The 14534-nt window shown below is 67.8% G+C and carries 11 protein-coding genes and 1 tRNA gene; 4 read left to right on the top strand and 8 right to left on the bottom strand.

Annotation, left to right across the window (positions count from 1 at the left end; all coding sequences use genetic code 11):
- Positions 1-30: 30 nt before the first annotated feature.
- Together ACF8O7_RS09205 and ACF8O7_RS09200 are read left to right on the top strand one after the other, a co-directional pair.
- Positions 31-867, top strand: coding sequence for a fumarylacetoacetate hydrolase family protein (locus tag ACF8O7_RS09205; protein ID WP_126312408.1), 837 nt, complete (start codon positions 31-33; stop codon positions 865-867).
- 76 nt (positions 868-943) lie between these two features.
- Entirely contained in the window at positions 944-1921 is a 978-nt protein-coding gene (locus ACF8O7_RS09200) for a VOC family protein (protein ID WP_126312409.1), read from the top strand.
- 107 nt (positions 1922-2028) lie between these two features.
- On the opposite strand, the gene ACF8O7_RS09195 is transcribed toward ACF8O7_RS09200, so the two are convergent.
- The 8 genes from ACF8O7_RS09195 to ACF8O7_RS09160 all read right to left on the bottom strand — a co-directional run bounded on the left by ACF8O7_RS09195 (position 2029) and on the right by ACF8O7_RS09160 (position 12258).
- A tRNA-Ser gene (locus tag ACF8O7_RS09195) sits at positions 2029-2116 on the bottom strand.
- A gap of 114 nt (positions 2117-2230) precedes the next feature.
- Positions 2231-4528, bottom strand: coding sequence for an NADP-dependent malic enzyme (locus ACF8O7_RS09190; RefSeq protein ID WP_012204029.1), 2298 nt, complete (start codon positions 4526-4528; stop codon positions 2231-2233).
- Positions 4529-4713: 185 nt separating this feature from the next.
- On the bottom strand, positions 4714-6201 hold the full coding sequence (locus ACF8O7_RS09185; protein WP_013803717.1) for a nucleobase:cation symporter-2 family protein: 1488 nt from the start codon (positions 6199-6201) through the stop codon (positions 4714-4716).
- 345 nt (positions 6202-6546) lie between these two features.
- On the bottom strand, positions 6547-7839 hold the full coding sequence (locus tag ACF8O7_RS09180) for a M20 family metallopeptidase (protein ID WP_392443170.1): 1293 nt from the start codon (positions 7837-7839) through the stop codon (positions 6547-6549).
- The gene (gene uraD / locus ACF8O7_RS09175; RefSeq protein ID WP_016452630.1) at positions 7836-9611 is read right to left on the bottom strand and encodes a 2-oxo-4-hydroxy-4-carboxy-5-ureidoimidazoline decarboxylase; all 1776 of its coding nucleotides are present in this window, start codon (positions 9609-9611) and stop codon (positions 7836-7838) included. The genes ACF8O7_RS09180 and uraD overlap by 4 nt, the downstream gene beginning before the upstream one ends.
- 6 nt (positions 9612-9617) lie before the next feature.
- Positions 9618-10574, bottom strand: coding sequence for an allantoinase PuuE (gene puuE / locus ACF8O7_RS09170; RefSeq protein ID WP_016452629.1), 957 nt, complete (start codon positions 10572-10574; stop codon positions 9618-9620).
- Positions 10571-11248 carry a GntR family transcriptional regulator gene (locus tag ACF8O7_RS09165; protein ID WP_012204034.1) on the bottom strand — a complete coding sequence of 226 codons (678 nt, stop codon included), beginning with the start codon at positions 11246-11248 and terminating at the stop codon, positions 10571-10573. The genes puuE and ACF8O7_RS09165 overlap by 4 nt, the downstream gene beginning before the upstream one ends.
- Positions 11249-11334: 86 nt before the next feature.
- The gene (locus tag ACF8O7_RS09160; RefSeq protein WP_016449787.1) at positions 11335-12258 is read right to left on the bottom strand and encodes a LysR family transcriptional regulator; all 924 of its coding nucleotides are present in this window, start codon (positions 12256-12258) and stop codon (positions 11335-11337) included.
- Between the two features lie 124 nt (positions 12259-12382).
- On the opposite strand from ACF8O7_RS09160, the gene ACF8O7_RS09155 reads away from it, so the two are divergent.
- Together ACF8O7_RS09155 and ACF8O7_RS09150 are read left to right on the top strand one after the other, a co-directional pair.
- Positions 12383-13489, top strand: a complete 1107-nt coding sequence (locus ACF8O7_RS09155; RefSeq protein WP_061288956.1) for a tartrate dehydrogenase — start codon at positions 12383-12385, stop codon at positions 13487-13489.
- A 52-nt stretch (positions 13490-13541) separates the two neighbouring features.
- Positions 13542-14519 carry a tripartite tricarboxylate transporter substrate binding protein gene (locus ACF8O7_RS09150; protein ID WP_126312413.1) on the top strand — a complete coding sequence of 326 codons (978 nt, stop codon included), beginning with the start codon at positions 13542-13544 and terminating at the stop codon, positions 14517-14519.
- Positions 14520-14534: the final 15 nt, after the last annotated feature.

Genomic DNA, 14534 nt, shown 5'->3' with positions numbered 1-14534 from the left:
CTTCCCACTTCCCGTTCTAGGAGACAGACCATGAAACTGATACGCCACGGCGCCAGCGGCTGCGAGAAGCCCGGTGCCATCGATTCCCAAGGCCAGGCGCGCGACCTGTCGGACCTGGTGCCCGATTTCACGCCCGAGTGGATGGCGCCCGGCAGGCTGGCCGCGCTGGCCGCCGTCGATCTGCAGCGGTTGCCGCTGGTGGCGCAAGGCAGCCGCCTGGGGCCCCCTGTCGCCGGCACGCGCCAGTTCGTTGCCATCGGGCTCAACTACCGGCGGCATGCCGAGGAGTCGGGTCTCGACATTCCGAAGGAGCCCGTGGTCTTTCACAAGGCGCTTTCATCGCTGGCCGGGCCGGACGACGAGGTGCGCCTGCCCGAAGCGTCGGTTGCCACCGACTGGGAGATCGAACTGGGCTTTGTGATCGGCACGCGCGCAAGCCGCATCCCCGTGGAAGGTGCGCTCGCGCATGTGGCCGGCTACCTGCTGGCCAACGACATCTCCGAGCGTGACTGGCAGATCAAGCGCAACGGCCAGTGGGGCAAGGGCAAGAGCTTCGATGGCTTCGGCCCGGTCGGGCCATGGCTGGTCACGGCCGACGAGCTGCCCGACCCCCAGGCCATCGAACTGACGCTGTCCGTCAATGGCGAGGTCATGCAGCGCAGCAGCACGGCAGACATGATTTTCCCGGTGGCCTGTCTCGTGTCCTATCTGAGCCAGTTCATGACGCTGCTGCCCGGCGACCTTGTCATCACCGGCACGCCCGAAGGTGTCGGCCTGGGCATGAAGCCGCCCCGTTTCCTGAAGTCCGGCGATGTCATGACACTGGACGGCGGGGTTCTTGGGCGGCAGCTCCAGCGGGTGCGGTGATGGCCTCGCCCGCCCACCGGCCGCGTGGCGCTGCCCGCCGGTCTTCGCACAGTGAACATGCAAAGGAGGGGACACCATGAGCGGCCTTCCCACGCCATCTGGAACGACACCTGGAACGCCGTCCGGCGCGGCCGGGCAGCCGGCCGTGCATTCGATCGATGAGTTCGTCTTCAGCGTGCCCGATCTCGAAGCGGCGCGGCATTTCTACGCCAGTTTCGGGCTCGAGGTGCGCGACATCGACGGCGCGCTGGCGCTGCACACCTACGGGCATCCCCACCGCTGGGCGCGGGTGCTGGAGGCCGCAACGCACAAGAGGCTGCAGTGGCTGAGCCTGGGCATCCATGCGGCCGATCTCGATGCCTTCTCGCACCGGATCGACGGCGCGGGGATCGCACGCATTCCTGCGCCGGCCGGTGCGCAGACCGACGGTATCTGGATCGCCAGCCCCGACGGGGTGCCCATCCAGTTGCGTGCAGCCGCCAAGAGCTCTCCGTCGGCGCCCGCACCGCACGAGCTGCCGCCGGCCTGCTGCAATGCCGGCCGCGCGCCGGCTCGCAGCCTCATGCCGCAGATCCGGCCGCTGCACCTGTCGCATGTGCTTTTGTTCTGCGCCGACGTGGATGCCGCGCTGGCGTTCTACACCGATGTGCTGGGACTCAGACTCTCGGACCGCTCGGGCTCGGTCATCGCCTTCCTGCACAGTCCGCACGGCAGCGACCATCACCTGCTGGCACTGGCCGCATCGCATGGACCCGGCCTGCACCACAGCAGCTGGTGCGTGCCTTCTGTCGACGCCGTGGGCAGCGGCGCCCGGCAGATGGCCGAGGCGGGCTATGCGCAGGGCTGGGGCGTGGGCAGGCATGTGCTGGGCTCCAACTTCTTTCGCTATGTGCGCGATCCCTGGGGCAGCTTCGCCGAGTACTCCTGCGACATCGACTTTGTCGAGGCGGGCGCGGTGTGGCCTGCGGCCGACCATCCTCCCGAGGATTCGCTCTACGTCTGGGGGCCGGACGTGCCCGCCGACTTCGTCACCAACCACGAGCCGCCACGCTGAGGTGCCCGTCAATGCCCCAGACGCAGGAACGCCCCGCTGCCTTGCGGCATCGGGGCGCTGTGCAACAGGGCCGGCTCTTTGGCCGCCTGTCGGTTGATACAAGGATCTGGCGGAGACTGTGAGATTCGAACTCACGGACGGTTGCCCGTCGGCAGTTTTCAAGACTGCTGGTTTAAACCGCTCACCCAAGTCTCCGAAGCTCCGTATTCTAGCCGGGCTTGCGTGGGTCCCGAGGGATGCGTGCCGATGCACGACTCGCAATCAAAAAGGCGCCCCTTCGCAGGGGCGCCTTTCGGGGGGCGCAGCGGATCAGCCGCGGGCAGCGATGGCCTGGGCTGCGGCCAGGGCCGTCATGTTGACCACGCGGCGCACGGTGGCGGAGGGGGTCAGCACATGGGCTGCGGCAGCACCGCCCAGCAGGATGGGGCCGATGGTCGTGCCGTGGCCGCCCGTGGTCTTGAGCACGTTGAACAGGATGTTCGCGGCGTCCAGGTTGGGGCAGATCAGCACGTTGGCCTCGCCGTGCAGCGAGGACTCGAGCAGGGCGCGGTCGCGGATGGCTTCGGACAGGGCGGAGTCGCCGTGCATTTCGCCGTCGCATTCCACGTCGGGGTTGGCGGCGGCGAACAGGTCGCGCGCAGCGCGCATCTTCAGCGCCGAGGGGCGGCTGGACGAGCCGTAGTTGCTGTGCGACAGGAAGGCCACCTTGGGCGGCAGGCCGAAGCGGGCCACTTCCTCGGCCGCCAGGCGGGCGATGTCGGCCAGCTCGGTGGCGTTGGGCGCCTCGTTGATGTAGGTGTCGGCGATGAACAGCGTGCCGCTGTCCAGCATCACGGCGTTGACGGTGGCGAACTCGCCAGCGCCTTGCTTGAGGCCGAGCACGTCGCGCACATGGGCCAGGTGGCTGTCGAACTTGCCGACCAGGCCGCAGAGCATGGCGTCGGCATCGCCCAGGTGGACCATGAGCGCGGCGATCAGTGTGTTGGAGCGGCGCACGGCGGCCTTGGCGGTCTCGGGCGTGACGCCGTTGCGGCCCATCAGGCGGTGGTAGGTTTCCCAGTACTGGCGGAAGCGCGGATCGTCCTCGGGGTTGCAGATCTCCACGTCCTTGCCCAGCACCAGGCGCAGGCCGGCCTTGGCGATGCGGGCCTCGATCACGGCGGGGCGGCCGATCAGGATGGGCTTGGCCAGGCCGTCATCGACGGCGACCTGGGCGGCGCGCAGCACGCGCTCGTCTTCGCCTTCGGCATAGGCCACGCGCTGCTGGTTGGCCTTGGCGGCGGCGAACACCGGACGCATGAACATGCTGGTCTGGTAGACGAAGCGGGTCAGGCTCTCGCGGTAGGCGTCGTAGTCGGCGATGGGGCGGGTGGCGACACCGGACTCTTCGGCAGCCTTGGCCACGGCCGGCGCGATGCGCAGGATCAGGCGGGTGTCGAAGGGCGTGGGGATCAGGTAGTCGGGGCCGAACTTCAGCTCCTTGCCCTGGTAGGCGGCGGCGACTTCATCGCTGACGTCCTGCTTGGCCAGTGCGGCGATTTCGCGCACGCAGGCCAGCTTCATGGCTTCGGTGATCTTGGTGGCGCCGCAGTCCAGCGCGCCACGGAAGATGTAGGGGAAGCACAGGACGTTGTTGACCTGGTTGGGGTAGTCCGAACGGCCCGTGGCCATGATGCAGTCCGGGCGCACGGCCTTGGCCAGCTCGGGGCGGATCTCGGGTTCGGGGTTGGCCAGGGCCAGGATGATGGGCTTGTCGGCCATGGTCTTGACCATGTCGGCAGTGAGCACGCCGGGAGCCGAGCAGCCCAGGAAGACGTCGGCGTCCTTGACGGCGTCGGCCAGGGTGCGGGCGTCCGTCTTTTGCGCGTACTGGGCCTTGGAGGCGTCCAGGCCACCGGGGCGGCCTTCGTAGATCACGCCCTTGGAGTCGCACATGAAGACGTTTTCGCGCTTGACGCCCAGGCCCACCATCACGTTCACGCAGGCGATGGCAGCAGCGCCGGCGCCGGAGACGGCGATCTTGACGTTGCCGATCTGCTTGTCCACCAGCTCCAGCCCGTTGAGCAGGGCGGCGCTGGAGATGATGGCCGTGCCGTGCTGGTCGTCATGGAACACGGGGATGTTCATGCGCTTGGACAGCTCCTGCTCGATGTAGAAGCACTCGGGCGCCTTGATGTCCTCGAGGTTGATGCCGCCCAGCGTGGGTTCGAGCGAGGCGATGATCTCGATCAGCTTGTCCGGATCGCGCTCGGCCAGTTCGATGTCGAACACGTCGACGCCGGCGAACTTCTTGAACAGGCAGCCCTTGCCTTCCATCACCGGCTTGCCGGCCAGCGGGCCGATGTCACCCAGGCCCAGCACGGCCGTGCCGTTGGTGATGACGCCGACCAGGTTGCCGCGCGCCGTGTATTCGGCGGCCAGCGAGGGGTCGGCCTGGATGTCCAGGCAGGGGTAGGCCACGCCGGGCGAATAGGCCAGCGACAGGTCGCGCTGGTTGGACAAGGGCTTGGTGGGCGTGACGGAGATCTTGCCCTTGTTGGGGCTGCGATGGTATTCGCGGGCTGCGTCGCGCAGGGCTTGTTCGGCGTTGGACAGGTTTTGGGTCATACAGGAATTCTCTGCAAATGCTCTCGGAGCTTACCGGATAGCTACAGCCTATGAGGGTCAGGACAGTTTTGCCTCAGGGATTTCGACAACAAGCCCCCTGGCGCCTATGGACGGCAGGGGGCGCACGGCCCGGCGGGTAGGCCGGGCGGTTGTTGGGCGTGCCCGCCAGGGCGGGCACTGTTTCATCAGTGGGCGTCTGCCTGGCGTGCGGCCCGGACGGCAGCAGAGGTGTCGCTGCTGGCTCCGTTGAAGAAAATGTTCAATGCCACCGCGGTAATCGAGGCCAGCAGGATACCGGATTCGATCAACGGATGAATGCCGTGGGGCATCCATTGGCGGAAATTCGGCGCCACCAGCGGAATCATGCCCACGCCGATGGACACGGCGACGATCATGGCGTTGTTGCGGTTGGTCTGGAAATCCACGTTGCTCAGGATGCGGATGCCGGTGGAGGCCACCATGCCGAACATCACCAGGCCCGCACCGCCCAGCACCACGGTGGGCAGGGACTCGACCAGGGCGCCCATCTTGGGCAGCACGCCCAACACGATCAGGATCACGCCGCCGGCCACGCAGACCCAGCGGCTCTTGACGCCGGTGACGGCGACCAGGCCCACGTTCTGCGAGAAGCTGGTGTAGGGGAAGGTGTTGAAGATGCCGCCGATCAGCGTGCCCAGGCCGTCGGTGCGCAGGCCGCGCGTCAGCTCGTCCTGGCTGATCTTGCGATCGGTCATGTCGCCCAGGGCCAGGAACATGCCGGTGGACTCGATCATCACCACCACCATCACCAGGCTCATGGTGAGGATGAGGATGGGGTCGAACACCGGCGTGGCGATCTCGAAGGGCAGCACCATCGTGAACCATTCGGCCTTGGCGACCTTGCTGAAGTCCATCAGGCCCATGGCCACGGACAGCACGCCGCCGATCAGGATGCCCATGAGCACCGAGACGTTGGCCAGGAAGCCCTTGGCAAAGCGCGCGATCAGCAGGATGGACAGCAGCACGATGGCCGAGATGCCCACGCCGGTCAGGTCGCCGTACTTGGGGTTGGGAATGGTGGGCACGACCGCGAAACCCTTGGGCACGGGCGGCAGCGAGGAGCCCGGCGCGCCGGCCGTGGCCTGGGCGTCGGCCAGCCATTTCAGGTGCTCGGGGTTGGGCACGCTGGGAGCGGTGGGGCCGACGGGGTTGCCGAAGATCCAGTTCACGCCCACGCGCATCAGGCTGATGCCGATGACGGCAATGATGGTGCCGGTCACCACGGGCGGGAAAAAGCGCAGCATGCGGCTGATCAGCGGGGCGATGAGGATGGACACGATCCCCGCCCCGATCACCGAGCCGAAGATCAGCCCCGCCCCCGCCGAGCCGCCCGTGCTCTGCGCCATGGACACCATGGGCGCCACGCTGGCGAAGGTCACGCCCATCATCACGGGCAGCTTGATGCCGAACCACTGGGTCGCGCCCATGGCCTGGATCAGCGTGATCAGGCCGCAGCAAAACAGGTCGGCCGAGATCAGGTGGGCCACCTGCTCGGGCGGCAGGTTGAGTGCGCGGCCGACGATCAGGGGCACGGCCACGGCGCCCGCATACATCACGAGAACGTGCTGCAGGCCCAGCGCCGTGAGCTTGCCTGCGGGCAGCATCTCATCGACGGGATGAACGGAAGATTGCATGGGGATTTGTCTCCTCGGGATTTATGGGAACGGACGCCGGCGTGGCAGGGTTTGGCACCAACATCCATACAAAAAGTGTATACAGATCATGGGAAATTTCTGCTCCCGGTAAACCCTGTTGCGGCAGTCGCGCCAACCCGTTTTGGTGCGCATCGCCTGCCAGGGCGGGAGTGCCATGGTGCATTGCAAGATGGATGCCAGCCGCCTGGCGGCAGCTACCGCGCGGCTTGGGCGTGGTTCGGGCGCACGGCATGGGCTGCGGCGGTGCATGCGCCCCGATGCGGTGCCCGGGCGCAAAAAAGCCCGGCGGCGCCGGGCTTGGGTGTCAGGCCTTGATGCGGGCCGTCAGGCGGTCAGGTCGCACAGCATGCGTGCAATGACCTTGGTGGCACGGCGCAGGTCCTCCAGCACCAGGCGCTCGTCGGCGCGCTTGGCGTGGGACTCCAGCACGGTGCGCGGGCCGGCGCCGTAGATCACGCCGGGAATGCCGCGCTCCACGTACAGGCGCACGTCGGTGTACAGCGGCGTGCCCACGGCCGGAGGCTTTTCGCCGAACACGGCTTCGCCATGGGCCTGGATGGCGTCCACCAGGGGCTTGTTGCCCGCCAGCGGCGTCATGGCATTGGCCAGCAGCAGGCGCTTGATGTCCACGCGCACGGCATCCTCGCCCGTGTAGCCGCCCTTGGCGTTGAAGTCGGCAATGGCCTGGGCGATGACGGCGCGGATGCTGGCCTCGACCTCGGCCGGGTTCTCCTCGGGGATCATGCGGCGGTCGATCTTGAGCACGACCTTGCCGGGCACCACGTTGGTGTTGGTGCCGCCTTCGATGCGGCCGATGTTCAGGTAGGGGTGCTTGATGCCCGGCACCTTGGAGGTCACCTGCTGGTACTTGGTGTTCTCGGCGTACAGCGCATTCATCAGCACCACGGCGGCCTGCAGCGCGTCCACGCCCGTGTGGGGCACGGCGGCGTGCGCCATCTTGCCCTGCACGGTCACTTCCATCTGCAGGCAGCCGTTGTGGGCGGTGACGACTTCGTAGCTGAAGCCGGCCGCGACCATGAGATCGGGCTTGGTGAGGTTGTTGGCCAGCAGCCAGCCGGGGCCCAGGATGCCGCCGAATTCCTCGTCGTAGGTGAAGTGCAGTTCCACCGCGCCCTTGGAGGGCTTGGCCACGGCTTCGAGCGCACGCACGGCGTAGGTGAAGGTGGCGAAGTCGCTCTTGCTCACGGCGGCGGCGCGGCCATAGAGCTTGCCGTCCTCGATGGCGGCGCCATAGGGGTCCTGGGTCCAGCCCTCGCCGGGCGGCACCACGTCGCCGTGGGCGTTCAGCGCAATGGTCAGGCCGCCGCCGGCGTCACCTGCGCTGCCGTAGGGGCGGCGCACGATCAGGTTGGTGATGGATTCCATGCCGTAGGCCTTGACCTCGGCCTCGGGCACGGTGTGCTTCTCGGCCTCGTAGCCGAAGGTCTTGAGCAGCTCGGCCGTGCGCTCGGCGTGGGGGGCGTTGTTGCCGGGCGGGGTGTCGGTCGGAACCTGGACCAGGGCCTGCAGGAATTGCACCTCTTCATCGAAATGCTGGTCGATCCAGGCGTCCAGGGCGGCGTAGGTGGCTTGCTTGTCTTGGTTCATGTTGGTCATTGCTGCTCTTGGGCCAGTTGGTTCAGTACGTGGGAGAAGGCATCGACGGACAGTTGCATGTCGTCGGCGGTGGAGCTTTCCAGCGGGTTGTGGCTGATGCCGGCGTTCAGGCCGCGTACGAACAGCATGGCCTGGGGCATGATTTCATGCAGCTTCATGGCGTCGTGGCCGGCGCCGCTGGGCATGCGGTACAGGGGCACGCCCAGGGCGTCCACGGCGGCTTCCCAGCGCTGCTGCCATTCGGGGGCGCTGGGAGCGGCGGCGGCCTTCATGGCCAGCTCGGTGCTGTAGCGCAGGCCACGGCGCTGGGCGATGGCCTCGATCTCGGCCAGGATGTCGGCCACCATGGCGTCGCGCTGCTCGTTGGTGGGCGCGCGCAGGTCCAGGCTGAACTGGCAGCGGCCGGGAACCACGTTGACCGAGCCGCTGGGCACATTGAGCTGGCCCATGGTGGCCACCGAGGTGCCGTCGCGCGCGGCGCGCTTTTCGATGTACAGCGCCAGCTCGGCCACGCCGCAGGCGGCATCGCGGCGGCGGTCCATGGGCGTGGTGCCGGCGTGGCTGGCCATGCCGATCATCTCGCAGATGTAGCGCGCGCTGCCGTTGATGGAGGTGACGATGCCCAGCGGGATGTCCAGCTCGTTGAGCACCGGGCCCTGTTCGATGTGCACCTCGATGAAGCCCAGGTAGCGGGCCGGATCGCGCTGCAGCTTCGGAATGTCGTCAATGCACAGGCCGGCATGCTGCATGGCCTCGCGCAGGGTGATGCCGTCGGCATCCTTTTGCTCCAGCCATTCCTGCCTGAAGTCGCCGATCAGCGCGCCCGAGCCCAGGAAGGTGGCCTTGTAGCGCTGGCCTTCCTCTTCCGCAAAGCCCACGACCTCGATGTGGAACGGCAGGCGCCTGCCCTGGCGGTGCAGCTCGCGCACGCAGGCCATGGGCACGAAGATGCCCAGGCGGCCGTCGTACTTGCCGCCGTTGCGCACGGTGTCGTAGTGGCTGCCGGTCAGCAGGGTCTTGGCATCGTCGGTGGCCGCCTTGTAGCGGCCCACGACGTTGCCCACGGCGTCGATCTCTACCTCGTCGAAGCCGCAGTCGCGCATCCAGTGGCTGATGCGCTGGGCGCAGGCGCGGTGGGCATCGGTGAGGTAGGTGACGGTGAGCTGGCCCTTTTCGGCATAGCCGGGGTCGCTGTGCTGGGCCAGCTTTTCCTGCCAGTCCCAGACATCGTTGCCCAGCTCGGGCGTGTAGCCGAACTTGTCGTTCAGGCGGATTTCGGCAATGCGGTGGATGTTGCGCAGCGCCTCGCCCAGCTCGAAGTCGGGATGGTTGTGCAGGCGGCGCTCGAAGGTCTCGATGATCTCGGCCTTGGCCAGGCCCGCGCCGCGCGGACCGCGCACGGCCAGGATGAAGGGAAAGCCGAAGCGCTTGCCGTACTCGGCGTTGAGCTTGCGGATGTGCTCCAGCTCCTCGGGCGTGCAGCGGGTCAGGCCGGCCTTGTTCTGCTCGTTGGTGGATTCGGCCGTGAGCGTGTTGGTCTCCATGGCCTTGCCGGCCAGCTCCGGGTGGGCGCGGATCAGGTCGAGCTTGGCCTGCACCGGCGCCTTGTCCAGCACCTGGGCCATGGCGTACTTGATCTGTGCCAGCGAGCGGAAGGGGCGCTGGGCCAGCGCGGCCTCGGCAATCCAGGGCGAGTGTTCGTACAGGCCGTCGAGCAGACCGGTGGCGGTGGCCAGGTCGGCGGCATTGAGTTGTTCCAGCGTCAGAGCCATGCTGCGTTATTCCTTGTCGGGATGGTGGTGCGCCCAGTGGCGCGCGAGGTCGATGCGGCGGCAGACCCAGACCTTGTCGTGCCGCTGAATGTGGTCCAGAAAGCGCTGCAGTGCCGTGATGCGGCCGGGGCGGCCCAGCAGGCGGCAGTGCATGCCAATGCTCATCATCTTGGGGGAGTCATCGCCGGCCGGATCGCCCTCGGCGTAGAGGGCGTCGAACGTGTCCTTCAGGTATTGGAAGAACGGGTCGGCGTGCGAGTAGCCCTGGGGCAGGGCGAAGCGCATGTCGTTGCAGTCCAGCGTGTAGGGCACGATGAGCTGGCTGCGGGTGCTGCCGTCGCTCTTGCCGACCTTCATCCAGAAGGGCAGGTCGTCGCCGTAGTAGTCGCTGTCATAGGCGAAGCGGCCGTCGTCGGCCACCAGGCGGTGGGTGTTGGGGCTGTCGCGGCCCGTGTACCAGCCCAGGCCGTGGTCGCCATCGTGACCATACAGCTCGCCGAAGATCTCCATGCACTGGCGCATGTGCTCGCGCTCGACCTCGGCGGGAATGTTCTGGTAGTGGATCCACTTGAGGCCGTGGCAGGCCACTTCATGGCCCAGCTCGTGGAAGGCGGCGGCCAGTTCGCGGTGCTTTTGCAGGGCCGTGGCCACACCGAACACGGTCAGCGGCAGGCCGCGCTTCTCGAACTCGCGCAGGATGCGCCAGACACCGGCGCGCGAGCCGTACTCGTAGATGCCTTCCATGCTCATGTGGCGTTCGGGGTAGGCGGCCGGATTGAACATTTCGGACAGGAACTGCTCGCTGGCGGCATCGCCATGCAGCACGCAGTTCTCGCCGCCCTCTTCGTAGTTGAGGACGAACTGCACGGCCACGCGGGCCTGGCCGGGCCAGCGGGCGTGCGGGGGCGTGCGACCGTAGCCGATCAGGTCGCGGGGATAGGGGGCAGTGGCGTCGTAGGTCATGCGGATACGGAGGAAAGGGCCATCGAAAGATCGCTGGTCGGCATGTCGCGGTCGAAGGTCAGGCCGGCTTCCACGTGGTCCAGGTGCTGCTGCATGAGCTGCACGGCGTGGTCGGCGTCGCCGCCGGCCAGGGCAGTGACGATTTCGGCATGCTCGTCATGGGAATGCTCGGCGGCCGTGCTGGACTGGTACATCAGCGTGATCAGCGCGCAGCGCGAGATCAGCTCGCCCAGCAGCTGGGCCAGCACCTCGTTGCCCATGAGTTCGGCCATGCGCACGTGGAAGTCGCCCAGCAGCTCGGTGCGCTGGCCGACGTCGTTGCCGTCCATGGCCTTTTTCTCGGCCGCCACGTGCTGCCGCAGCGCGCGGATCTTGGCCGGCGTGCTCTGGGCGATGAAGGCGCGCACCATCTCGGCCTCGAGCATGCGGCGCACGGCGAAGACCTGGCGCGCCTCGTCCACCGAGGGCGTGGCTACGAAGGCCCCGCGCGCGGGTTCGAGCCGGATCAGGCGGTTTTGCGACAGCTGGAACAGCGCCTGGCGCACCAGGGTGCGCGAGACGCCGAAATGGTCTGCCAATTTCTGCTCGGCCAGCTTGGTGCCGGGCAGAAGACGGTGTTCGACGATGGCCCGGGTCAGGCTCTCGACAATGAAACTGGTGGTGGAAGTCTCCATCCGGCCATCATAGCGGCTGGCCACAAGAGTTGTATACAGTTTCTGTCTACTGCTTATTGGCGTTTCCCCGCATACGGCATCCCTTTTCAGAAACCGGGCGCGGCCGTATCGAAGTGCCGTGCCAGGTGCTCCACAAAGCGCTGCACGCGCTGGGTTGCCGCATGCCGCTGCGGATAGACCACATGGATGTCGGCCGGTGCCGTGGCATGGTCGGCCAGCACCTGCACCAGGCGGCCGCTGCGCAGGTAGCGGGCGATATCCCATTCGGCCCGCATGACGATGCCCAGGCCGGCCAGGGCCCAGCCCACGGCGATCTCGCCATCGTTGGTGCTCAGGCTGTCGCGCAGGCGGATGGCTTCGGTCTTGCGGCCGGGGCCGTTGTGGGTGAAGCGCCAGACGCCGTGGGCGTCGTCGCCCTGGCGGATGTCGATGCAGTCGTGCTGCATCAGCTCGCGCGGGGTGGCCGGCGTGCCGCGCCGCGCCAGGTAGGCGGCAGACGCGCACAGCAGCCGCCGGTTGGGCGCCAGGCGCCGCGCGATGACGCGCGCGTCCGGCGGCTCGCCAAAGCGTATGCACAGGTCGAAGCTGTCATCGACCAGGGGCGGCGGCGAGGCCGACAGCTGCAGCTGCACCTGGATCTGCGGGTGCCTGCGCACGAAGCTGGCGATCAGCGGCGCGATATGGCTGCGCCCGAATCCCAGCGTGGCATTGATGCGCAGCAGGCCCTGCGGCTGCCCGGGCATGCCGGCCACGGCCTGCTCCATGGCGGCAATGTCGTCCAGGATGCGCCGCGCATGGGCCAGGTAGGTCTGGCCCTCATCGGTCAGGCCCAGGCGCCGCGTCGTGCGGCTGACCAACTGCACGCCCAGCCGCGCCTCCATCTGGGACAGGCGCTTGCTGGCCGCCGGCGTGGTGATGCCCAGCTCGCGGGCCGTGGCCGACAGGCTGGCGCTGCGGGCCAGCAGGCAGAAGAAGGCCATCTCCGATGGCGCCGAGACGGGAGTGCTCATTGTTGAATCAAAGTGAACGATGCCATCACTCTAGAGGCGCGCGCGGCGTTGTTCCATCGATAGATTCACGGACAAGGCCATGGAACCGCATGGCGCTTCATCCACCGCAATCCAAGGAGCCCTCATGACAAAGACATACCGCATCGCCTGCATTCCCGGCGATGGCATCGGCAAGGAAGTGGTGCCCGCAGGGCAGGAGGTGCTGCAGGCGCTGGCCGAAACCCAGCCCGGCCTGGGCTTTGCCTTCACCAGTTTCGGCTGGGGCGGCGACTGGTACCGCGCGCACGGCGAGATGATGCCGGCCGACGGGCTGGACGCGCTGCGCGGCCAGGACGCCATCCTGTTCGGCTCGGCCGGCGACCCGCACATTCCCGACCATGTCACGCTGTGGGGGCTGCGCCTGAAGATCTGCCAGGGGTTCGATCAGTACGCCAATGTGCGGCCCACGCGCATCCTGCCCGGCATCGATGCGCCGCTCAAGCGCTGCGCACGCGAGGACCTGGACTGGGTCATCGTGCGCGAGAACTCCGAAGGCGAATACGCGGGCGTGGGCGGCCGCGCCCACCAGGGCCATCCCATCGAGGTGGCCACCGACGTGAGCATGATGACCCGCGCGGGCGTGGAGCGCATCATGCGCTTCGCCTTCCGCCTGGCGCAGTCGCGGCCGCGCAAGCTGCTGACGGTGATCACCAAGTCCAACGCCCAGCGCCATGCCATGGTGATGTGGGACGAGATCGCGGTGCAGGTGGCCGCCGAGTTTCCCGACGTGCGCTGGGACAAGGAACTGGTGGACGCAGCCACGGCGCGCATGGTCAACCGCCCGGCCTCGCTGGACACCCTGGTTGCCACCAACCTGCATGCCGACATCCTCAGCGATCTGGCGGCCGCGCTGGCCGGCAGCCTGGGCATTGCGCCCACGGGCAACATCGATCCGGAGCGCCGCTACCCCAGCATGTTCGAGCCCATCCACGGATCGGCCTTCGACATCATGGGCCAGGGCCTGGCCAATCCCGTGGGAACCTTCTGGAGCTGCGTGATGCTGCTGGAGCACCTGGGCGAGCACCGTGCCGCGCAGCGGCTGATGCAGGCCGTGGAGCAGGTGACCGCCGATGCCGCGCTGCACACGCGCGACCTGGGCGGCAAGGCCACCACGCGGCAGGTCACCGACGCGGTCTGCGCACGGCTGCGCGCGCAGACCGCCGAGACCCAGGCCGAGCCCGTGCCTGCCTGAGCGCGCGCTGCATGGTCCGATAACCCACAAAAGAACAGACAGGAGACAAGCCATGAACCGCATCACCAGGGTTGCCGCAGCGTGCGCGCTGGCCGCCGCCATTCCTGCCACCATCCCAGCTGTCTGGGCCCAGGCCTGGCCGGCGCGCCCCGTCAACCTCATCGTGCCGTTTCCCGCAGGCGGCACCACCGATGTGCTGGCGCGCGCGCTGGGCCAGGAGCTGTCCAAGAGTCTGGGCCAGCCCGTGGTCGTGGAAAACCGCCCCGGCGCGGGCGCCACCCTGGGCGCCGACCATGTGGCCAAGGCGAAACCTGACGGCTACACCCTGCTCATGGGCGCCGTGCACCACACCATTGCCACCAGCGTCTACCGCAGGCTGGGCTATGACTTCCAGAAGGACCTGGCGCCCATCACCGTGGTGGCCGTGGTCCCCAATGTGCTGGTGGTCCATCCGCAGGTGCCCGCCAAAACCGTGCAGGAGCTGCTGGCCCAGGCCCGGGCCCAGCCCGGCAAGCTGGCCTATGGCTCCAACGGCGCGGGCACGGGCCAGCACCTGATCGGCGCGCAGTTCGAGTCCATGGGCGGCGTGCAGCTGCTGCACGTGCCCTACAAGGGCAGCGGGCCGCTGACCACGGACCTGCTGGGCGGGCAAATCGCCATGTCCTTCGATACCGTCACGCCTGTGCTGCCCCACATCAAGGCCGGCAAGCTGCGCGCGCTGGCCGTGACCACGGCCCGGCGCTCGGTGGCCCTGCCCGATGTGCCCACGCTGGACGAGGCCGGGCTCAAGGGCTTCGACATGGGCACCTGGTTCGGCGTGCTGGCACCGGCCGCCACGCCCCGCGAGGTACTGGCGCGGCTGGGCGCGGACATGAACCGCATCATCGAGTCCCCGCAGTTCCGCAGGAAGATGGAAGAGATCGGCGCCGAGCCCATCGGCGGATCGCCTGAGCAGATGGCGCGCCAGATCCGCGACGACACCGACCGCTTCGCCAGGCTGGTCAAGGACGCCAAGGTGGCCCTGGATTGAGTTGAGTTGGCGCGA

Origin of the sequence: Delftia sp. WSY_16 (assembly GCF_043104415.1) — a bacterium.
Classification (GTDB): domain Bacteria; phylum Pseudomonadota; class Gammaproteobacteria; order Burkholderiales; family Burkholderiaceae_C; genus Comamonas; species Comamonas tsuruhatensis.
Note: the sequence above shows the minus strand (reverse complement) of the source record. Positions and strands in the feature narration are given on the sequence as shown.

Coding starts and splice junctions, on each gene's coding strand:
- ACF8O7_RS09185 (WP_013803717.1), bottom strand. CDS start 6,201: ATGCAATCTTCCGTTCATCCCGTCGATGAGATGCTGCCCGCAGGCAAG.
- puuE (WP_016452629.1), bottom strand. CDS start 10,574: ATGACCTACGACGCCACTGCCCCCTATCCCCGCGACCTGATCGGCTAC.
- ACF8O7_RS09190 (WP_012204029.1), bottom strand. CDS start 4,528: ATGACCCAAAACCTGTCCAACGCCGAACAAGCCCTGCGCGACGCAGCC.
- uraD (WP_016452630.1), bottom strand. CDS start 9,611: ATGGCTCTGACGCTGGAACAACTCAATGCCGCCGACCTGGCCACCGCC.
- ACF8O7_RS09180 (WP_392443170.1), bottom strand. CDS start 7,839: ATGACCAACATGAACCAAGACAAGCAAGCCACCTACGCCGCCCTGGAC.
- ACF8O7_RS09205 (WP_126312408.1), top strand. CDS start 31: ATGAAACTGATACGCCACGGCGCCAGCGGCTGCGAGAAGCCCGGTGCC.
- ACF8O7_RS09150 (WP_126312413.1), top strand. CDS start 13,542: ATGAACCGCATCACCAGGGTTGCCGCAGCGTGCGCGCTGGCCGCCGCC.
- ACF8O7_RS09200 (WP_126312409.1), top strand. CDS start 944: ATGAGCGGCCTTCCCACGCCATCTGGAACGACACCTGGAACGCCGTCC.
- ACF8O7_RS09160 (WP_016449787.1), bottom strand. CDS start 12,258: ATGAGCACTCCCGTCTCGGCGCCATCGGAGATGGCCTTCTTCTGCCTG.
- ACF8O7_RS09155 (WP_061288956.1), top strand. CDS start 12,383: ATGACAAAGACATACCGCATCGCCTGCATTCCCGGCGATGGCATCGGC.
- ACF8O7_RS09165 (WP_012204034.1), bottom strand. CDS start 11,248: ATGGAGACTTCCACCACCAGTTTCATTGTCGAGAGCCTGACCCGGGCC.